This is a genomic window from Corynebacterium urealyticum DSM 7109, assembly GCF_000069945.1.
GTDB lineage: Bacteria > Actinomycetota > Actinomycetes > Mycobacteriales > Mycobacteriaceae > Corynebacterium > Corynebacterium urealyticum.
In genome coordinates, this window is the sequence record NC_010545.1 from 2145426 (window position 1) to 2166185 (window position 20760).

A 20760-nucleotide genomic window follows, 5' to 3' on the forward strand; every position below is an offset into this window, starting at 1 on the left:
GCTCAAGCATTCTTACGGAGGATCATCGTAGCGGACAGCAGCACGAAGACACAAAACCGAGCGCGCTAACTCACCCGGCACGCTTCCCGCAGCGCACCGCCCAGTGCGTCGAGCGCGACCTCCGGTTTCACGTTCATCCCCAGGGTCTCCCGGCAGGCCGACACCGCGTCGATACAGCGGACCAGCGCTTCCGGGGAGTTCCGGCGCGCGAGCTCGCCCGAGGTGGCGCGCATATCCGGGTGTTGGAACCCACCCACGGGCTGCAGACCATGGGCCGCGGCCGCGGTGCCGTCGGTGTCGCCTGTGGCCACCTCGGCGGCGTCAGCCGAACCACCCACCGGCTCCACCGCGCCCGCCGCCTGCAGCATCGCGTCGCGGTACAAACCCACAACGTCGATCAAGGCTAGGTCCAGCGCGTCGCGCACCATCCGGGTCCGGCGGTTCTTCTGCTCCCGTTCCAGCTCCTTCATCTGCCCTGCCGAGCCGCGCTGCGCCTTCGCAGCGCCACGGCCCTTCGCCCCCACGCCCAGGGACTCCTCCAGCGCCTCGCGTTCCTTCGCCTCGACCGCCTCCACCTGGGCGGCGACCTCCTCAGTCGCCTTCGCCACCAGCTGGGAGGTGAAGCTGAACAGGCGCGCGCCCTCGTAGACCATCTGCGGCAGCTTCAGCGCCGTCGCCCGCTTCGTCCGGGCTGCCTCGTCACGCGCCAGGTGCCGGGCTCGGCCAATGTGTCCACCGGACACCCCAGCGGCCCATCGCGCCTGCTCCTGCGTAATGCCCAGGGAGGCGTCCTGAAGAAGAACATCCTCCACCTGCTGCGGCGACGGGGTCGGGATGTAGACGTGGCGGCAGCGGGAACGCAGCGTGATCGAGATGTCCAGCGGGTCGGTGGACGGGGCGCAGAGCACGAACACGGTGTGCGCGGGCGGCTCCTCGACGGACTTCAGCAGCGCATTCGAACCGGCCTCGTTGAGGCGATCGGCGTCCTCAACAACGACGACCCGCCACCGGGAAACGGTGGGCATCGACGCGGCGGAACTAATGACCTCCCGGACGTCCTCGACGGGGATGACGGAGCCGGTCGTCGCGATCCACACGATGTCCGGGTGCGTGCCGGTGGCCGCGGACTGGCACTGCTCGCACTCCCCGCAGCCCCCGTTCGGGCACACCAGCCCGGTGGCGAAGGCCTTGGCCGCGATCGAGCGCCCCGAGCCGGGCGGGCCGGTGAATAGCCAGGAGTGCGTCATCGCCTGCGGGTTCGCCACCGCGCCCGCGAGCAGCTCCCGAACCGGCTGGGCGGTGATCTTGCGCCACACGCCACCGCCGGCCACGGGGTCGAATCCAGAGCTATCCACGTTCACGAAGCACAGTCTAGCCCCCGCTGTAGACGGGTTCGATAATGTAATACCCATGCAACAATTCGCGCGCTACTTGAAATGGGTCTGGGGCACCTACTGGCCCTTGTATGCCGCGATGATTCTGATGACGAACGTGGTCGGCGCGATCGCCGTCGCGACCTTCCTGCGCTTCCTCATCCCGCTGCGCGGTGCACGCGAGCTGACCAGCCCAAACACCGTCACCTCGATTGCCTATTTGAGTTATTTCATCTTCGCGATCGTGGCCGGCGTGGTGTTCACGCTGATCTTCTTCGCCCCCGTTCTCCGCTGGCAACGCAACCCCGATGCCTATGACCCCAACATGATCCGGCATCTGGTGCTGCGCATCCCCTTCCTGCAGTCCGTGACGGGTGCGGTGCTGTGGGCCATCGGCGTGGTGATCTTCACGACGGTGGCCGCGCAGTTCTCCTCGCGGTGGGCAATTACGGTTGCCGTGACCGCCGTGTTGGGCGGGTTGATGGTGACGTTGATGACGTACATGGAGGCCGAACGGCTGGTTCGTCCCGTCGCCGCCCGCGCCCTCGAGCAGGGTTCCCTGGAGCAGTCCTCCCTCTCGCCGATGTCCACCCGCCTCATGGCCACCTGGGTGCTGACCAACGCGGTGCCGGTGCTGGGCATCCTGCTGCTGATTTTCGCGCAGGCCAGAAACTTCTTCGACGGCTCGATGGAGGACCTGATCCCCGCGCTCGTGGCGCTCGCCGCCACCGCCCTGCTCACCGGTTTCCTGGGCGCACGGTTGAGCGCGATGAGTGTGGTGGACCCGGTGCGCGAGCTGCAGTTCGCCATCAACCAGGTGCGTCGCGGAAACCTGGAAACCACGGTGCGCATCTATGATTCCTCTGAGATCGGCGTGGTGCAGGCCGGCTTCAACGAGATGATGCGTGGCCTGCAGGAACGCCAGCAGGTCTCGGACCTCTTCGGCCGCTACGTCGGTACTGAGGTTGCCCGTCGCGCGCTGGAGGAGGACCCGGAGCTGGGCGGCGAGTCCCGCGACGTCGCGGTGCTGTTCGTGGACGTCATCGGTTCCACTGGCTTCGCCACGCAGCGTTCCCCGGAGCACGTGGTGTCCGCCCTCAACGAGTTCTTCGACCGCGTCGTGGAGGTCGTCCACGAGCACAAGGGCATCATCAATAAGTTCCAGGGCGATGCCGCCCTCGCCGTCTTCGGTGCTCCGCTGCCCCTTGAGGACGCCGCTGGCCACGCGCTGGCTGCCGCCCGGGAGATGCACTCCAAGCTCACGGATCTGGAGTTCGAAGCGGGCGTTGGCGTGGCTGCGGGTTCGGTCGTCGCCGGTCACATCGGCGCGAAGGATCGCTTCGAGTACACCGTCATTGGCGACGCCGTGAACCAGGCGTCCCGCCTGACGGACTTGGCGAAGGACACTCCAGGTCGCGTGCTGACGAGTGCTGCGACGGTGCGGCTGGCCAATGAGGCAGAGCAGCGTCGCTGGACGATGCTGAAGTCTGTGGAGCTGCGCGGCCGCCGCCAGATGACGCAGCTGGCCCGCCCGGTGCGCGCCACTCTCGCGGACCGCCACTAGGCGGCAGACTGGTTGCTTGGCGGCGGGCTTTAAATCTTCTTGACTGCTGCGAGGGGGCATCTTCTCACTCATCTTCGTAGTTACTTCTCACTGTACGAAGATGAGTACGAAGTTATGTGAGAAGTTCATGCCTGAGCCAGCAGCCACAACGCACAGCAGAAAGCCCGGGTGGCGGCTCCTTCTGGGAGCTACCACCCGGGCCTAGCACTACTTAAGCCCTAGACTTAGGTGCCCTAGCACCGCTTGAGGCCTAAGCCTTCTTGGCCGCTTTCTTCGCGGCCTTCTTCGCGGTCTTCTTGGTGCTACGCTTCGTCGCCTTCTTAGCTGCCTTCTTTGCAGTCTTCTTCGTGCTCTTACGGGTGGACTTCGCCGGCCCGGCGGCAGCCTTCTCGGCGTCCTTCGCCCGGCGTTCCGAAAGCAGCTCATTGGCCCGCGCGTCCGTCAGGGTCTCCGGGGTGTCCCCGCGGCGCAGCGACGCATTGGTCGTGCCATCGGTGACATAAGGCCCGAATCGACCCTCCTTAACGGACATCGGCTTACCGGAGACGTCGTTGTCCCCCAGACGCTTCAACGGCGGCTTCGCGGCAGCGCGGCCGCGACGCTTCGGCTCCGCGTAGATGCGACGCGCCTCGTCGAGCGTGATGTTGAACAGCTCCTCCTCGCTGCCCAGGGAGCGCGAGTCCCAGCCCTTCTTCAGGTACGGGCCATAGCGGCCGTTCTGCGCGGTGATGACCTCCCCGTCGGCGGGGTCCACGCCGACCTCGCGAGGCAGGCTCATCAGCTTCAGCGCATCCTCGAGGGTGACGGTGGCCGGCTCCATGCTGGCGAACAGCGAAGCCGTCTTCGGCTTCAGGGTCTCCTCGAGGATCTCCTTGATCCGCTTGGCCTTCTTATTCTCGAAGGTCTTGGTCCCGCGCGACAGGGGCTTCTTGCCCTCCTTCGCGCGCTCGGCGTCCTCCTCATCGCGCTCGGCGAGGAAGACCTTCTCCGCCTTCGCGGTGACCTCGGCCTCCTCGTCCTCGCCCAGCACCTCGGTGACGTACGGGCCGAAGCGGCCCTCGCGGGCCACGATCATGCGCCCGTTCTCCGGGTTGCGGCCCAGCTCGCGGCCGGACTGCGGGGTGGCGAAGAGCTTCTCGGCGACCTCCAGGGTCAGCTCATCCGGGGTCATGGACTCCGGCAGATTCGCGCGCTGCGCTTCCTCCTCGCCCTTATCGTTTTTCACCATGCGCTCGAGGTACGGACCGTAACGACCAACACGGACGACGATCGGCACGCCGTTGGCGTCGTCGAAAAGGTGCAGGGAGTTCACGCGGCGGGCGTCGATGCTCTCCAGGTTCTGGGCGACCACATTCTTCAGGCCGTAGTTCTGGGAGCTGGTGCCGCCGCCGAAGTAGAAGCCCTCCAGCCACTTCGTGCGGTCCTCGTTGCCCTCGGCGATGGCGTCGAGCTGGTCCTCCATCGCGGAGGTGAAATCGTAGTCCACCAGCGCGCCGAAGTTCTGCTCCAGCAGGCCAACGACCGCGAAGGCCACCCAGCTGGGGACCAACGCATTGCCGCGGGGCAGGACGTAACCACGGTCCTGGATGGTGCGGATGATCGACGCGTAGGTCGACGGGCGCCCGATGCCGAGCTCCTCCATCTTCCGCACGAGGCTGGCCTCGGTATAACGGGCCGGCGGGGTCGTCGTGTGACCATCGGCGGTGACGTCCTCCGCAGTGAGGAACACGCCCTCGGTGACCTGCGGGAGGCGCTTCTCCGCGTTATCGGCGACGTCCTTACCTTCCGCGGTGCGGGAGACCTCGACGTAGGCCTTCAAAAAGCCCGGGAAGGTGACGGTGCGGCCGGTGGCGGTGAACTCCACCTCGGTGCCCGCCTCCGGCTCACCGGAGGTGCCCGCGATGGTGACCTTCATGGAGGTACCGCGGGCGTCGGCCATCTGGGAGGCGACGGTGCGCTGCCAGATCAGCTCGTAGAGCTTGAACTCCTCGGCATCCAGCTTCTGAGCCAGCTGGCCTGGGGTCTGGAAACGCTCGCCAGCTGGGCGGATCGCCTCGTGGGCCTCCTGGGAGTTCTTCACCTTGCGGGTGTACTGGCGCGGGCCATCCGCGACGAACTGCTGGCCGTACAGCTGGGCGGCCTGCGCGCGGGCGGCGTTGATGCCGGCGGTGGACAGCGTCGTGGAGTCCGTACGCATATAAGTGATGTAGCCGTTTTCGTACAGGCGCTGCGCGATGCGCATCGTGCGCTCCGAGGTGAAGCGCAGCTTCCGGCCGGCCTCCTGCTGCAGGGTGGAGGTCATAAACGGCGGGTACGGGCGGCGGGTGTAGGGCTTTTCCTCCACATTTGCGACGTGCAGTTCCTCGCCCTTAATTCCGGACGCCAGCTGCTTCGCACGCTGTTCGTCCAGGACCAGCGGGGCGCCAGACTTGCTGGCCTTGAGTGTTGCGTCGTCCTTAAAGTCGCGGCCCTGCGCGATGCGCTGGCCTCCCACGGTGGCGAGCTTGGCCTGGAAGGACGCCGGATCGCCGTCCAACCGGGCGGCGGGATCGATCGTGAGCTCGGCGGTCAGATCCCAGTAGTCGGCGGCGCGGAAAGCCATGCGCTCGCGCTCGCGCTCGACGATCACGCGGGTGGCGACGGACTGCACACGCCCTGCGGACAGGCGCGGCATGACCTTCTTCCACAGCACCGGGGAGACCTCGTAGCCGTACAGGCGGTCGAGCACACGGCGGGATTCCTGAGCATCAACGAGGTTGTAATCCAGCTCGCGGGTATTTTCTACGGCCTCGAGGATCGCGGACTTGGTGATCTCGTGAAAGACCATGCGACGGACCGGGACCTTGGGCTTCAGGACCTCCAGCAGGTGCCAGGCGATGGCCTCGCCCTCACGGTCGGGGTCTGTTGCGAGCAGCAGCTCGTCGACCTGCTTAAGCTTGGCGCGCAGGTCGGCGACGCGCTTCTTCTTATCCGGGGAGACCACATAGAGGGCCTCGAAGCCCTTGTCCACGTTCACGCCGAGGCGCGCCCACGGCTCCTTCTTATACTTCGCCGGAACGTCCGCAGCACCGCGTGGGAGGTCACGAATATGTCCAACTGAAGCCTCGACGATGTAATCGGACCCCAGCATTGGGGCGATCTTCTTGGCCTTAGTTGCAGACTCGACAATGACTAAACGCTTCACGTGACCTCCGCATGGATTTGCTCCTTAGATTGCCACAATAGGCAAGTGATACCTGCTTAGTGGAAATCGGGCGGTGTGTTATCCCCACCTTTTAGGCAGTTCCCCACCCCTGTTGCAACCCCACCGGATGGTGCGGCAAGCCCGAGACAGGTTCTTGCTGCCGTTGGGGACTGAGGTTAGCGGTTGGTGCAGACACGGGGGTGGAGAAAAGCAAAAGGGACGGTGGAAACCACCGCCCCGGGGCGTTTGCTCTTCGCTGTGCCTACTGCCTAGTTGGCAGCCGGCTGCAGCTCATACTCGCTGCTTACAGCGGCTGAACGTTCTGAGCCTGCGGGCCCTTCGCGCCTTCGCCGACCTCGAACTCGACCTTCTGATCCTCCTCGAGAGTGCGGAAGCCGCTGCTCTGGATTTCGGAGTAGTGGACGAAAAGGTCCGCGGAGCCATCTTCTGGGGCAATGAATCCATAGCCCTTCTCCGCGTTAAACCACTTCACAGTTCCCTGCGCCATTTTCAAACAACCTATCTTTCTTGGCGTACCAGCCCCGCCAACTTTCGGCGGAGCAGGGCCTTCACCGCCACATCAACGGTTGACACCGCGCATGGGATTGGGACCACACACCAGTGTGCCATGTTTCTTTCGCCACCGATAGGGGTTAAAGATGAACAATCGGTCGAACGCTTAATGCAGCACTCCCGCAGACTCCGTGTCTGGCGGTCGGGCTAGACTGCCCTCATCATGGCTGAGCAGTCCACCACCCCCACCTCCGGCGCAGGCAGCGCGCCCACTTCACCCGGCGCGGGCAGTGCACCGAATTCACTCGGCGCCGAACTCATCGAGGACCTGCGCACGGCCATGCCGAACTCCACCGTCACGCATATCCGCCACGTCCCGGCGCGCCTGTCCACCCCCGCGGACTGGCCCGAATGGATGCTCCCCTCGCTTAAGCAGACGCTGCGCCGAGGCGGCGTCCTAAAACCCTGGTCCCACCAGGCCGAAACTGCTCAGCATGCGTGGGAGGGTAGGGACGTCATCGTCGCGACCGGGACCGCATCCGGAAAGTCGCTGGGCTACCAGCTGCCGATCCTCACCGCGCTGGCCGAGGACCCGACCGCCACTGCGGTGTACCTGGCCCCGACGAAGGCACTGGCGCAGGACCAGATGCAGTCCCTGGCCCGGCTGTGCGCTGCCACCCCGGAGCTCGCGGACGTCATGGTCGCCACCTACGACGGTGACACCCCGCCCGAGGCCCGGCGCGCGATCCGGGAGCAGGCACGGATCATCGTGACGAACCCAGATATGCTGCACGCCTCGATTCTCGGCAATCCGAAGCGGTGGACGCGGCTACTGAAAACCCTGCGCTACCTGGTGGTTGACGAGTGCCATGTCTACCGCGGGGTGTTCGGCGCGCACGTGGCGATGGTGCTGCGACGGCTGCTGCGGCTCGTTCCGGGGGCTGGTTCGGTCGCTGGTCCATCGTCGGTAGCGAGCGCAGAATGTGGGACGTCAGGACCCACCGTGATCATGGCCTCCGCGACCAGTGTGGATCCCGCGGCGCATGCGCGTCGGCTGACCGGGCGGGCGGAGGTCACGGCGGTAACGGATGACGGCTCGCCGGCGGGTGAGCGCACGATCGCGTTGTGGGAACCCGGATTCCTGGAGGGTGTGGAGGGCGAGCACGGCGCGCCGGTGCGGCGCAGCGCCAACTCAGAAGCCGCGGAGGTCATGGCCCGGGTCATCGCAGCAGGTGCGCGGACCTTGAGCTTCGTGCGTTCCCGGCGCGGGGCGGAGATCGTGGCCCTGGCTGCCGCGGAGGAGCTCGGCGGGATGGGCCGGGCGGAGGATGCTGCGCGGGTGGCCGCCTACCGGGCCGGATACACCCCAGAGGACCGCCGCTACCTGGAAAAGGCCCTGGATGAAGGCGAGCTGCTGGGGGTAGCCGCAACCAACGCACTGGAGCTCGGAATCGACGTGGGCGGGTTGGATGCCGTCGTCGCCGCCGGATTCCCCGGCACCATCGCGAGCTTCCGGCAGCAGGCTGGGCGCGCGGGGCGGCGCGGGCAGGGGGCACTGGTGGTGCTGGTTGGGGCGGACGACCCGATGGATACTTACCTCATCCACCACCCGTCGGATCTGCTGGACCGGGAGGTGGAGAATACGGTCTTCGACCCGCACAATCCTTATGTTCTGGCTGATCACCTGGTGTGCGCGGCTGCGGAGCGCGCGCTGAGCGATGCGGAGATCGCGGCCTGGCACGGCGAAGCGGTGGCTGATCACCTGATCTCCCGCGGGGTGCTGCGGCGGCGGCCGCACGGGGTATTCGCGGACCTGCAGGCAGCGGAGCAGATCCACGCGCAGGTGTCGATCCGCGGCGGGGCGGCAGGTCAGGTGGCGATCGTGGAGTCGGAGTCGGGGCGCATGCTCGGCACGGTGGATGAGGCCCGCGCAGTGTCGGATGTCCACCCTGGCGCGGTCTATGTGCACCAGGGGGAGACCTACCTGGTGGATGACCTGGATCTTTCCGCGGGCGTGGCGTGGCTGCATCAAGCGAGCCCGGAGTACAGCACGCGGGTGAAGCGGGATACGGATATCCAGATTCTGCGCACCCGGGGCACCCGCCAGCTGGCGGACGGTGTGTGGTTGGCGGACCTGAATGTGGAGGTCTCGCACACCGTGACTGGTTTTACCAAGCGGCTGCCGGGCGGGGAAATCATCGATAACGTGCCGCTGGACTACCCGCCGGAGCGGCTGCGCACGCGGGCGGTGGCATACACGGTCGCGCCTGATGTGCTGCTTGACCTGGGACTTCCGGAGCCGACATGGCCAGGGACCTTGCATGCGGCGGAGCATGCGGCGATCGGTTTGTTGCCGCTGATCGCAACGTGCGACCGGTGGGATATCGGTGGGGTGTCGATCGTGCAGCACCCGGATACGGGGTTGCCCACGGTGTTCGTGTACGACGGCTATACCGGCGGGGCGGGGTTCGCGGAGAAGGGCTTCGCAGATTTTGGCCGGTGGATGGCTGCGACCGCGGAGGCCGTGGGGGCGTGCGAGTGCGAGTCCGGATGCCCGTCGTGCGTGCAGTCCCCGAAGTGTGGCAATGGCAATGACCCGCTGTTCAAAACGGGCGCACTGGAGCTGCTGCGCTTCCTGGCCGCCGCGACGGCGCAGGACTAGCGGGGCGGGACTAGCGGCGCAGGACTAGCGGGGCGGGGACTAGCGGTGCGGGACTAGCCGGCGCGCTGAACGCCCCATCGATACGTTTTGCAGAGTTTGATGCCGTTTTTCACCCGATTTCCGGCATCAAACTCTGCAAAACACGCTGAGGGAAGCCGGGGAGAAGCCGCAGACAGGCCTAGCGGGACGGCGCGGCCTACGCCAATCCCCACAACTCCCTCTGCGACCTGCCCAGCGCCCACGATGCACGGCGCCAGCGCTCCAGACCAGAGCGCGAGGGCGCAATGCAATGGCACAGCGCGAAACCACCGGACATCGCGAACCTTTCAGCGAAACCGGCGAAGCAGACAAACCGGGGCAGCTACTGTGATGATCACCAAGTATTTTTGCTCCCGAAGCTAATGACCTGGAAGGAACGCCGATGCCCGCCTTTCCTCGCTCACTGAGCACTCGCACCCGCCGAACCACCGCCGCGCTGAGCGCCGCAACCCTGGCATTCGGGGTTCTTGCCGCGGGGAGCGGGGCCGCCTCCGCTGCCCCTGGCTCCTCCACTGGCGGGGCCGGGAATCCCAACGCGGGCTCCTCTCAGGTCTTCGGCTCCATCGCGGACACCACCCCGCGCCCGCTGGTCAACCTCGGCGATCCAATGCGCGACCCAGCCCCGTACACCAAGCCCACTGCGGATTCCGGCCTCACGTGGAGCTCGGTCCCGGCAACCCCGGGCGAGCACATCGCGCAGGTCCCGCTTGACGAGTCCCTGCGCCTGGCCAACGCGGGCGCCCAGTACCGCGTCGCCCACTCCACCACTGACCAGCACGGAAAGGTCGTGGCCTCCACGGGGGCGATCTTCCTCCCCAAGGGCACCCCGCCCGAGGGCGGCTGGCCGGTACTCGCCTGGGCCCACGGCACGGTGGGGATGGACGACGTCTGCGCACCCAGCATCAACGACCGCGGCGAGCGCGATAGCGCGTACCTCAATCACTGGCTTTCCCAGGGCTATGCCATCGTCGCCACGGACTACGCGGGTCTCGGCACCCCGGGACTCATGAGCTACCTCAACTCGCAGGCCACCGCGGATTCCGTCGTTGACTCCGTGATCGCCGCCCACAAGGCCGATCTTTCTGAAGCGCTGCCTACAGAGAACAAGGGCCAACCCGTGCTCTCCAAGAAGTGGGCCGTCATCGGCCAGTCCCAGGGCGGTGGCGCGGCACTGAACGTGGCACACGGTGCGACGTCCCGCTCCCAGCCAGCGGGCCTGGACTTCCGGGGCGCCGTCGCCACCGGCGCGCCCGCTTATATCGAGGAGATCGTGCTCGCCGGCGGCCCGACCTTCCCGGCTATCCCGCTGCCAGCGGGCCTGAACAGCTACGCGCTGTACATTCTCGCCGGATTCCGCGAGGCCAACCCCGATATCGACGTCGACTCCGCGCTGACCGAGGAGGGCCGCAAGATGGTCGACGCCTCCCTGAAGAGCTGCCTCTCCGAGACCGCCGACGCCGTCCGCGGCACCAACCTCGCCCGAGCCTTCAAGAAGCCGTTGCGGGCCGTCCCTGGCCTACCGGAGGCACTGCGGAAGTACATGGCAACCCCGACCACCGGCTACGACCGGCCGGTCTTCCTCGGCCACGGCCTGGCGGACATGGACGTCCCCACCCCGATCGGGCTCTCCCTGAACACAGAAATGTGGCTCAAGCAGTTCTCCGGCAGCCCCCGCAATGCGCGCGTGGAGGTCCGCTGGTACCCGACGGACCACGGTGGCACGGTGCCGGCGTCCCAGGTTCACTCCACCCCGTTCCTGAAGTCCATCTTCGACGACGACGCCGCTGCCGGCCCCGTCGGCTCGCTCGGTTCCGCAGAGCCGTCGGGCACCCCCGCGAAGTCCTAGGCCGTAGCGCCGGCGCCCCGCCGCATCGATGCGTTTTGCAGAGTTTAATGCCGCTTTTCAGCCAATTTCCGGCATCAAACTCTGCAAAACACACTGAGGGGCGGTGCCCTTGGGGCCCCACGGGGCGCGGGGTTCCCGCGAGGGGCGTCGCGAGGATGTTGGGGGCGCGAGGTTCCCGCGGCCCCCACGAGGCTCACATCGGGCCTGCCACCGCCGAGGCGTGCCGCCCCTTCACTGAAACTTCCACGCCCACGGTGTCCGGCCCCTCCGGCCCCACCTGACAGCCCACCAGCTCCGCGGCATTCGCCTGCGCGAAGATCTCAGCAATCCCGCAAGCATCCGCGTCGCCGGCCACGTGCGCCTGCGCAGCAGACAGCGCCACCAAGTCGGCGGCCACCACCGCCCGCTGGTGCGCGTCTATCTGCCCGAATCCCAGCACGATCACCCCGCACAGGGCGATGAGCCCCAGGACGGAGCTAACTCCCGCTGCTGTCGGCATCAGGCTCCTCCAGGATCGATTCCTCCACGGTGACGTCGAACAGCGGGGCCTGCTTTGTCAGCCGCACCGTCACCTTGGACCACGGTGTTTCCCCCACGGGCGAGCGCGTGATCTCCACCGTCTCCCCCTCGCGGCCGGTGAGTTCGCCATCGTCCACCCCGAGGGCCGCCATGCGCGCAACATCCCGGGCGCTCGAGTGCGCCGCCATGCTGGTCGCTAGCGTGCTGAGCCCCGCGACCAGCAGGCCGACGGTCACGGCGATGGCGGTCAACACGGATGCCCCCTCCACCGTGTTCATCTACTTACCTTCGCTTAGGGCCCGCTCGAAGATGCCGCTGAGCGCGCTCTCCACTGCATCCGACGTCACCACCGTGTACAGCAGCGCTCCGAGCGCCGCGGCAGCCACGCACCCCAGCGCGTATTCAATCGTGCTCATCCCAGACTCGTCCTCGTACTGCGCCCTCGCAGCACCCCGAATCCACAGCTCCACGCGCTGAAACGCACTCAGCCCGCTGGACGTCTCCGCAACCACGATCTCCGGTTGCGCGGCATTGTTCTTGGTGTTCATGGTCATTGTTCTTTCCCTTTCGGTGTCATTTCCTCGGTGTATTTTCTTTGGCGTTCTTGTGTCGCGTTGTGCGTATGCCTATTTCCCTCATGCCTTCATGCTTTGCCCTCGTTTTGATCCCCCTCCTTTTTTGTTTTCGACGTCGCCCCCGCCGGCCTTAGAACCCCGCCAGCCCGATGACCAGTGGCACCAAACCGATGAGCACGAATGCCGGCAGGAAACACAGGGTCAGCGGTGCGGCGACAGCGATGAGCACGCGTTCCGCACCCGCCTCGACCTGGTTCAGGCTGTGCTGACGGATGCGCCGAGCCTGGGCCTTTGCGCCTTCGGCCAGCCTGGTCCCGGCCCTGGTCTGCTGAAGCGCCTGGCGTGCCACGGGGCCGTAGTGCTCGTGGCTTTTCAGTGGCTCCCAGGCCGCCGGGCCTGCCCCCAGCTGGAGCAGCGGCTCGACATCGTGGGCCGGCCCCTCCCCTGGCCCGACCGCTACTCCCCATGCTTTGGCCACCGGCAGCCCTGCAGCCAGGGCCAGCGCAAAGATGTCCAGGTGCCGGGCGACGACCAGAGCCTGGCCGGTGGGCCCGGCGCGCCGGCCCACCCCACCCAGCACCTTGGCGGTCAGCGCCTCGGTCCACAGCACACCAGTACAGGCGAGCATCGCCCCAACAAGCAGGAGGCCAAGCCCGATCACGCTGCCGAAAAGTATGCCGCCAGGATCCAGCCCCATGCTCTGGCCAATACCCACCGCCCCCACGGGCATCGCGAGCAGCAGCACCTCCGTGAGCCGGGCCCCGGCCATCGCCGCTGCGGTTTTCTCCTGCTGGGCAGAGTGCGCTTCCAGATCCGCGACGATACTGTCCGCCAGTGGCGCGAAGCTCATGCCCGTGCGCTCGGCAAGCTCCCATAGCTCGCAGAACTCCTCAACGTCCTGGGCCACCAGCTCAGCAGAGCCATTCCCCGTGCTTGCCCCATCTCTGTCGCCCTCGGAGCCGACCTCTCCCCGGTCCCGCAGCGCCGCCGTGGGGAGAGCGCCTAGGCGGACCTGGGCCGCAACAAGTGCCAGCTGCCCGCCGAGCCTCGTCCCGGTATCTCCCTCCGCGTCGGCCTCGTCCCCCTCGCAGTCCGCAGCCGCGGACTCCACCGCGTCCGCCACCCGAGCCCCGGCGGCGACCTCCCGGGCGCAGCTGTCTGCGAGATCCCGGAACAGCTCTAGCTGCCGGCGTTGGACCCGCCCGTCGCGGATCCGTACGCCCACCCGGTAGCCGGTGAACGCCCCCATCGAGCCGACGGCGGTCAGCGTCAACACGATCAATAAGGTCATGGCAGCCCCTCCCAACCGTCGCGGGGACGCCCGTGCCACACCGGCCGAAGCCGCAGCTCACGGGGCTTATGCTCTTCCGGCGCCGTTCCCGACGCTCCCGCTGCTAGCCCGCCTTTCACCTCTTCCTGTGCCCTCTCCGCCACCGCGATCGTGGCCACTTGCCGCCGCCCACCAGCTCGTTCCAGGTGAATAACCACGTCAATCCCGTCGGCAGCCTGCGCGTGCAGCGCCTGCGGGCTCATCCCCGCCATCGCCCCGAGCGCGGCCAGCCGCCCCGGCACCGCAGCCACCGAGTTGGCGTGCATCGTGCCGGCCGACCCGGCGTGCCCCGTATTCAGCGCAATCAATAGGTCCGCGACCTCCGCGCCACGGACCTCACCCACGACGATCCGGTCCGGCCTCATGCGCAGGCACTGCCGCAACAACAGCTGCATCCCGATCTCGCCCGCACCATCAGCGTTTCCTTCGCGCGCAGCCAGGGCCACGACGTGCGGATGGGTCGGCATGAGCTCCGGGGTATCCTCCACCACCACGATGCGCTCATGCTCAGGAACCTCGCCCAGCAGAGCGGCGAGCAAGGTCGTCTTCCCCGTACCCGTACCACCCGTGACCAGCAGATTCTTGCGCGCGAGCACGAGCCTGCGCAGCATGTCGCCCACTTCGGCGGGCATCATTCCTGCCTCGCAGAGATCCTCCAGCCTCAGGCGCCCCCTCGTCAGTGTCCGCAGGCTCACACACGCTCCACCTCGCGCTGGCGGCGAAAGCATCGCATGCACCCGCAGGGCCGCCGCTGGAATCCCGGGCGGCAGGTCGTCGATGATGCCGTCGGCGAATGGCCGCGCGTCGTCCAGCCGCACCCCGCACACTGCGGCGAGGCGAACCGCGAGTTCCCGCACCTCGGGAGGTGCGAGGCTCACCGGGGTGCGCTCGACGCCGTGCCCCCGATCAGCCCACACCGCACCGTCGGGATTGACCACCACATCGGTCACGCCTGGCTCCGCAAGCACCTCGGTCAACACGCCCAGGCCGGACAGTTCCCGCTGGATATCCTGCAGTTGCCGCACGGTATCCGGGATGTTTTTATACGACGCCGCCCCGGTCACCGCCTCCATCGCGCTCAGGATCTCGGCCTCGCTGGCCTGCCTGGCACCCTGCACTGCGAGCTGGTGGCGCACCTTATCCAGAAAAGAATGATCGGCGGCCACCGTTGTCGCAGCGCCCGGCTCCCCGGCTGAATCTGCCGCAGCCTCTCCCGGGATCAGGCGCAGCTTGTTGAGCCCGTCAGCAATCCACATCGCGTCCACTCCCCCACGCGCTCGCTCCCGGCAGGTGCCCCAAGATGCGCACGCCGAGCTGCAGGTCTTGGACGCTCGCCTCTCCCGCACACCCCTCCAGCGGTTCCGCGGCGATCGCCCCGTCCCACGGCCACAATTCCACTGGCTGCCTGCCCAGCATCTGCCGCAGCGCGATCGGAGTCTCCAGCCCCGCTTCCTCCCGTAGGACGCCCACCGCCGGCACATCCACTGCGTCCAGTTCCGCCAGGCGGCGGCCCAGCGCATGCACCCCCGCGACGGTCGGGCGAGTCACGCACACCACGAGGTCAGCAGCCCCGTTGCTCGCACTCACTCCGTCGTCCTCCGGCGCTGAAGCACCCTCCCGCACATCCGCCATCGGGTTCACTCGCCCGCGGTCCACCACCGCGACTCCTCTTAGGGGATAGTCCGCAGTTCCCGCTGTGGGGCGATCCAGCCCACGGTCCGTGTTGGGTTCCGGACGACCACCCGCAGCATCGAGCCGCTGCGAGCGGAACCTCAGTCCCGACCCGCCCGGCGCGACCGGCCATCCCTCTACTGGAATGCCCTCGCCGCCGCGCGCACCGAGGCCGCGCTCACCGATGCCTCGCTCACCCAGCCGCCGCCCCGGCACGCCTTCCCAGCCACACAGCAGGTCGAGCCCCACCGAATCCGGATCGGCGTCCACCAGGCTCACCGGGGTGGCGTCCTGAGAAAGGCAGTGCGCCAGGGCCAGCGCGAGATGTACCGCGAGGCTGCTGGTGCCCGCCCCACCTTGGACGCCGTGGACGTGGACGCGGGGAGTGTCGATCACTCCCAGCTCCTCGGCAAGTTCCAGCGCCCCACCAGCGGTCACGGGCTCGCTCAAAGCGCCGAGCAGGGCGTCGTCGATGCGGCGCAGCCAGAGGTGTTGACCGTTCGGAAACTTAGACTCTGCTTCGTCCTGGCGTAGCTGTTCCCGCCCGGTCGCCGCGACAGCCATGGCCACGGCATCAGCACTATCGTGGTCGGCCACGTCCACGATCACCGGCGTGCGCAGCATGCCCCGCAGCGCCTCAGCGTGCCGCGCTCGGTCTGATCGAAGTAGCTTGCTCCCCCATGCATTCATGGCTTCACTCTCACACGCAGGCACCGGGCACCGACAGGCCCGCGAACAGTCTGTGGATAGCCGTCCGCCGGGCCCGCTTTGCACCCCACTGCAGCCCCCAGGACCCGATTTTTCTGTGGACAACCCCGCCCGGCCACACCACCCGCTCCTCAGCCCACCGCGTCGCGCGCCCGCAACAGCCCACCAACACTGTGAAAACTGTGGACTTTTGTGAATATTGATACCTAGAATTGAGGCCGTGACGCCTCTACCCAGGATCAGCAACCGCACAGCGAGCCGCCGGACAGCCCCAGGGCGCTCGGCCCGGCGCACGCTCGCGGTGTTCGACCTGGATAAAACCATCGTGGACACCAGCGCCTCCATGGCCTACGGTCGCCCGATGGCCAAGCGCGGGATCATCACCACGGGGGAAATGTTGCGCATCGGCGCAATGCTGTTCAGCTACATGCTGACCACCCACACGGATGAGAACCTGGACGCCACCAAGGACGCCCTGTCTTCCATGATCCGCAACCGCCCCGCGGCCTCCCTGCGTGCCATCGCGGAGGACGCCCTGCAGGAGGTGCTGATCCCGTACGTCTACGCCGAGGCCCGCGACTTCATCTTCGAGCACCACAAGTTGGGTCACGACGTCGCCATCATCACCGCATCCGCCCGCGTCCTGGTGGACCCCATCGCCCGCGAGCTCCAGGCGGACTATCTGATCGCCACCGAGCTCGAGGAGATCGACGGCACGTATACCGGCAAGGTCCTGCACTTCAACAAGGGCCAGGCGAAGGTGGACAAGCTGATGGAGCTCGTCGAACGCGGCGGCTACGACCTCTCCCGCAGCTACGCCTACACGGATTCCCACACCGACCTGCCGCTCCTTGAGGCGGTCGGCCACCCCTATGCGATCAACCCGGACCGCCAGCTGCGAAAGATCGCCCGCGAGCGGGACTGGCCGATCGAGTATTTCAGCAAGCCCGAGCCCCTCTTCAAGCCGGGGAAGGTCCTGGCAGGCGCGGGGACGCTCGCGTTCCTCGGTGCGGCCGCCACCGGCGTAGTCCTGTGGTTGCGCCAACGTGCTCAGGACGTCGGTTCCGCCAGCGCCTCGCCGCTCCTGGCGCGCCTCATGCCACGCCGCGCCTCATAGAACCAGCTGGGAGCACCCCAACCAGGCAGCTACTGCTTCGCGTCGGCGATGGACTTCGCCTCCAGCGAGCCCTCTGCCAACCCCTCGGCGTGGAAGATGATCCATTCGGCCATCGCCTCCGAACCACCCTTCGCGAACGCCGCGGCCTTCGCGCGGTACTCATCGCGGTGGCGGTTCCACCACACCTCCGGCACGCCCAGCCCGCGCGGGTCCAGGCCGCCGGTGATGGTCGCCAGCCGGGAGCAGGCGCGGGCCGTGACCCCGTTGGCGTCGGCGAAGGGCTCCAGGGTGAGCAGTTCGCCGTGGATGATGGCGGAGAGCACCACGGAATTAACCTTCGTACCCCCGGCGATGAGGGAACCGAGCAGCTGCAGGCGGCCATCAGTGGCGCGCTTCGGACGGCCCGGCACGAGGAACTCCGCATTGTGGGCGGCCTTCGCGCGGAAGTTCTCATCCGACATCTGTGGCGAAGCCACCGCGTTGATCTTCGCGATCACCTGCATCGGGGCGCGCTGCCAGGTGGTGCGGGTCTCCGCGATGCCATCCGGGGCGAGCAGCTCTGCGGCACGCAGGGAACCAGCCAGGATTGGGTCTTCCACCTGGCCGTCCTCGGGCAGACGCGGGGTGCCGCCATCCAGCTGGGCGGAAGCACGCGCCCCACGCAGCACGGACTCGGAGCCGGTGACGTCCCAGCCGCGCAGGTTGGCGGGGTGACGGTGCGCGCGGGCGATGAAGTCGGAGGCCCTCTCGACGGCCTCGGGCACCCCGGGCAGCTCGGCGAGTGGGGCGAGGGGATCGGTAGTGAAACGACCTTCAGCAGACATGGCCACCACAATAATTCACCCCACCGCCCCACGCTGACCAATGGTCTGGCAAAATGGTGTGCAGTAATTTCTGCGCAGAATATTGACCGTTAATTGTCAGGAGTATCGATCATGAGCAATAAGAGCGAAGGCCTATTCACCGATAGCGATAGCTTTAACCCTCATGTCAACGCTATCCCGCTGTCCGACGTGGACACCCGCCCGAAGGGGCAGGGGAGCATCGGCGACCTGGTGAAGGACGCCACCGCACAAGCCTCCTCCCTCATCCGCTCCGAGGTGGAGCTCGCGAAGACCGAGATCGCACAGTCCGGCAAGAAGGTCGGCCTGGGCGTGGGCCTGTTCGCCGCGGCCGGCGTGATCATCGCCTACTCCTCCTTCTTCCTCTTCCTCGCCCTGGCGTGGCTGCTGGATCACTTCATGCCACGCTCCCTGGCCTTCCTCGTGGTCTTCCTGATCATGGCTGTGCTCACCGCGATCCTGGCGCTGGTCGGCGTGAAGCAGCTCAAGGGCGCGAAGAAGCCAGAGAAGACGATCAACTCCCTGGGCGAGCTCAAGCAGCTGACCCCGGATAAGGAGCGCTACACCGAGAGCAACGCCGTGGCCACCAAGGAGCCGGGCCTGTTCACCTAGGCCCCCACACGCGTAGCTTCCCGTGAGCACTCCCTCCCCGAACACCCCGCAGCACACATTCGTGCATTCGCGGGGTGTTCGTTTGCATGTGTTGCTCCAGGGGCCGGTCAAGCCCGAGGGATCAACCGAGCGGAACCCACTGGTGCTGTTCATCCACGGCTTTGGCGGTGGCTACTTCGACTTCGAACCGCTCTTCGCCCAGCTGGAGGGCGCCCCGCTGCGGCTGGCTGCGGTGGATCTTCGGGGTTACGGCCGCTCGGATAAAACGCCCCGCGGCTACGATCTGACGACCGCCGCATCCGACATGGCCGGTGTGATCCGCCGCCTGGGGTACAGCAGCGCGCACGTCGTGGGCCACGGCTACGGCGGGCTCGTCGCCTGGACGATGGCCGCCCACGAGCCAGAGCGCATCGACCGGCTGATCACACTCTCCTCCGCCCACCCCACCGAGCAAGCGAAGTTCCTATTCTCTCGCCCGCTACAGCGCTGGCGGCACACGCGGGGCACCCTGTTTGCGCAGCTCCCCCGCCTCCCGGAACGCGCGTTGACCAAGGACGGCGCCGCCACGGCCGAGAAGATCTTCCGCACCGGCGTGGCACCGGGCTTCCGCGACACCCCCATCTACCGCGAGTTCGCCATCAAGCGCCGCGAAGCGATGCAGGTGGATAAGGTCGCGCACCTGGCCAGCGAATACCGCCGCTGGGCGTTCCGCTCCCGGTTCCGCCCCGAGGGTCGGATCTTCGACCGCACGATCCCGCGCCGCATCGAGGCCCAGGTGTTAGCAATCGACGGGTCGATGGACCCGAACTACTCCCCCGAACTCGCGGCCCGCTCACTGGAGCGCGGCGCGGCGGGCTCCCGGGCTGAGCTGATCTACGGCGTCGGCCACTACCCGCACATCGAGGACCCCGTCACAGTCGCAGAACTGCTCCGCGCCGAGCTGCTCACCACCGACTAACCGCGCGCCTCAGCGGCTCAACAACACTTAAGCAACTGCGCCCTAGTCAGCCACGCAGCTGCGCGTATCCACCGGCGAGCTCCACCGGGCAGTATCCCCCACGCGCTCCAGCACTTCCTTCTTCGTCAGTGCGTAGCCGGTGTCCGCCTCATTCGAGTCCGCACCGAAGATCAGCCCCAGCACCTCCCCATTCGGGGCGACCAGAGGCCCGCCGGAGTTACCCTGCACGATTTTGCCGCGCAGCGAGTACGCCTCGCGCTCAACCCGCTGGTTGGCGTAGATATTCGGTCCCGCGATCCGCATCTGCTCACGCACGCGAACCGGGGCCGCTTTGAAGGGCCCACCCAGCGGGTAGCCCAGGGCGATGGCGTCGTCCCCGGAAACGGCGGGCTTATCCGCCCAGCGCAACGGCTGCAGCGGCAGCTCCCCGGTGGCCCGCAGCAACGCGATATCGTGCTCCGGATCGTAGAAGACGACGTCCGTGTCCACCGGACCGTTGACCGTGGACAGGGTGACCTTGTTCGTCCCCGCGACGACGTGCGCGTTCGTCATCACCACTCCCGGTTCGACGACGAATCCGGTGCCTTGCTGCATCCGGCTGCACTGCTCCGCGATTCCCTCGACCTTGACGACGGACGGCCCGATGGCGGCGACGTCCGGAAGGTCCTGCAGTGCGGGGTCCGGCGGCTGGACCTCGCGCTTCGTGACTGAGGCGAAGGGGTCGGTGACCGCGGGGATCTCGCTGCGGTTGATCAGGGCGTTGATGCGAGCAGGCAGGGTGCGCATCCAGTTGGGCGCGACCTCGCCGATGGTGGCGATGATGCGAGAATCCTGCGCCTCGCGGGCGATGCGGGAGTCCTGGCTGCTGAGCACGGGCACCGCGATCATCCACATCACCACCATGGCGGTGACGACGGCGACCAAGGAGCCCACGGCGGAATCTGCCCGGTAGAGCTGGCGCGTGCGGATGTTGTCGCGGATTCGCTGCCCGATGCCGGAACCCAGGAGGTAACCGATCACCACGCAGGCAGCGAGGGTGAGCAGCGCAATGACCAGGCGGGAGCCTTCCGTGCCCTCATCCTGGATAAGCCGGACAACCGGCCCCACGGCCTGCAGCCCCAGATAGCCACCGATCAGCACGCCCGCCAGGCTCAGCAGCGCGGCCACCCCGCCTTGCCGCAGCCCGGAGAAAAAGGCGGCGAGGGCGCAGATCACGAGCGCGATATCAACGATCATGGGTGGGGTTT

General features: G+C 67.2%; 17 protein-coding genes. 6 read left to right on the forward strand and 11 right to left on the reverse strand.

Annotated elements, in window-relative coordinates:
- Window positions 1–65: 65 nt before the first annotated feature.
- Window positions 66–1412: a DNA polymerase III subunit delta' gene (locus CU_RS10520; protein WP_012361082.1), complete on the reverse strand. Its 1347-nt coding sequence runs from the start codon at window positions 1410–1412 to the stop codon at window positions 66–68.
- On the opposite strand from CU_RS10520, the gene CU_RS09265 reads away from it, so the two are divergent.
- Window positions 1411–2937 (forward strand): adenylate/guanylate cyclase domain-containing protein, encoded by a 1527-nt coding sequence (locus tag CU_RS09265; protein ID WP_081477621.1) that lies wholly within the window; start codon window positions 1411–1413, stop codon window positions 2935–2937. The genes CU_RS10520 and CU_RS09265 overlap by 2 nt on opposite strands.
- A 250-nt stretch (window positions 2938–3187) precedes the next feature.
- Here CU_RS09265 and topA read toward each other — a convergent pair whose 3' ends face one another.
- Both topA and CU_RS09275 read right to left on the reverse strand, forming a co-directional pair.
- Window positions 3188–6121, reverse strand: a complete 2934-nt coding sequence (gene topA / locus CU_RS09270; protein WP_012361083.1) for a type I DNA topoisomerase — start codon at window positions 6119–6121, stop codon at window positions 3188–3190.
- A 304-nt stretch (window positions 6122–6425) separates the two neighbouring features.
- Window positions 6426–6629: a cold-shock protein gene (locus CU_RS09275; protein WP_012361084.1), complete on the reverse strand. Its 204-nt coding sequence runs from the start codon at window positions 6627–6629 to the stop codon at window positions 6426–6428.
- Window positions 6630–6857: 228 nt separating this feature from the next.
- On the opposite strand from CU_RS09275, the gene CU_RS09280 reads away from it, so the two are divergent.
- Both CU_RS09280 and CU_RS09285 read left to right on the forward strand, forming a co-directional pair.
- A complete protein-coding gene (locus CU_RS09280) occupies window positions 6858–9296 on the forward strand; it encodes a DEAD/DEAH box helicase (RefSeq protein ID WP_012361085.1) in 2439 nt (812 codons plus the stop codon).
- Between the two features lie 421 nt (window positions 9297–9717).
- The gene (locus CU_RS09285; protein ID WP_012361086.1) at window positions 9718–11181 is read left to right on the forward strand and encodes a lipase family protein; all 1464 of its coding nucleotides are present in this window, start codon (window positions 9718–9720) and stop codon (window positions 11179–11181) included.
- 193 nt (window positions 11182–11374) lie between these two features.
- On the opposite strand, the gene CU_RS09290 is transcribed toward CU_RS09285, so the two are convergent.
- From CU_RS09290 to CU_RS09315, 6 genes are all read right to left on the reverse strand, one after another.
- On the reverse strand, window positions 11375–11680 hold the full coding sequence (locus CU_RS09290) for a flp pilus-assembly TadE/G-like family protein (RefSeq protein ID WP_012361087.1): 306 nt from the start codon (window positions 11678–11680) through the stop codon (window positions 11375–11377).
- Entirely contained in the window at window positions 11658–11978 is a 321-nt protein-coding gene (locus CU_RS09295) for a hypothetical protein (RefSeq protein ID WP_012361088.1), read from the reverse strand. Before CU_RS09295 ends, CU_RS09290 begins: the two co-directional genes overlap by 23 nt.
- Entirely contained in the window at window positions 11979–12254 is a 276-nt protein-coding gene (locus CU_RS11055; protein WP_012361089.1) for a DUF4244 domain-containing protein, read from the reverse strand. It abuts the gene before it with no gap.
- 151 nt (window positions 12255–12405) lie between these two features.
- On the reverse strand, window positions 12406–13566 hold the full coding sequence (locus CU_RS09305; RefSeq protein ID WP_012361090.1) for a type II secretion system F family protein: 1161 nt from the start codon (window positions 13564–13566) through the stop codon (window positions 12406–12408).
- Window positions 13563–14861 (reverse strand): TadA family conjugal transfer-associated ATPase, encoded by a 1299-nt coding sequence (locus CU_RS09310; RefSeq protein ID WP_012361091.1) that lies wholly within the window; start codon window positions 14859–14861, stop codon window positions 13563–13565. Before CU_RS09310 ends, CU_RS09305 begins: the two co-directional genes overlap by 4 nt.
- On the reverse strand, window positions 14848–15900 hold the full coding sequence (locus tag CU_RS09315; protein WP_231837666.1) for a hypothetical protein: 1053 nt from the start codon (window positions 15898–15900) through the stop codon (window positions 14848–14850). Before CU_RS09315 ends, CU_RS09310 begins: the two co-directional genes overlap by 14 nt.
- Before the next feature lie 304 nt (window positions 15901–16204).
- Between CU_RS09315 and CU_RS09320 the strand changes: the two genes are divergently transcribed.
- Window positions 16205–17101, forward strand: a complete 897-nt coding sequence (locus CU_RS09320) for an HAD family hydrolase (protein ID WP_012361093.1) — start codon at window positions 16205–16207, stop codon at window positions 17099–17101.
- 29 nt (window positions 17102–17130) lie between these two features.
- Here the strand turns inward: CU_RS09320 and CU_RS09325 are convergent, their stop codons facing one another.
- Entirely contained in the window at window positions 17131–17925 is a 795-nt protein-coding gene (locus CU_RS09325) for a Fic family protein (RefSeq protein ID WP_173362325.1), read from the reverse strand.
- A 111-nt stretch (window positions 17926–18036) separates the two neighbouring features.
- Here CU_RS09325 and CU_RS09330 point away from each other — a divergent pair, with 111 nt between their 5' ends.
- Window positions 18037–18555 carry a phage holin family protein gene (locus CU_RS09330; protein ID WP_012361095.1) on the forward strand — a complete coding sequence of 173 codons (519 nt, stop codon included), beginning with the start codon at window positions 18037–18039 and terminating at the stop codon, window positions 18553–18555.
- 88 nt (window positions 18556–18643) lie between these two features.
- A complete protein-coding gene (locus tag CU_RS09335; RefSeq protein WP_012361096.1) occupies window positions 18644–19513 on the forward strand; it encodes an alpha/beta fold hydrolase in 870 nt (289 codons plus the stop codon).
- A gap of 42 nt (window positions 19514–19555) precedes the next feature.
- Here the strand turns inward: CU_RS09335 and CU_RS09340 are convergent, their stop codons facing one another.
- The gene (locus CU_RS09340; protein ID WP_012361097.1) at window positions 19556–20749 is read right to left on the reverse strand and encodes a MarP family serine protease; all 1194 of its coding nucleotides are present in this window, start codon (window positions 20747–20749) and stop codon (window positions 19556–19558) included.
- Window positions 20750–20760 lie beyond the last annotated feature (11 nt).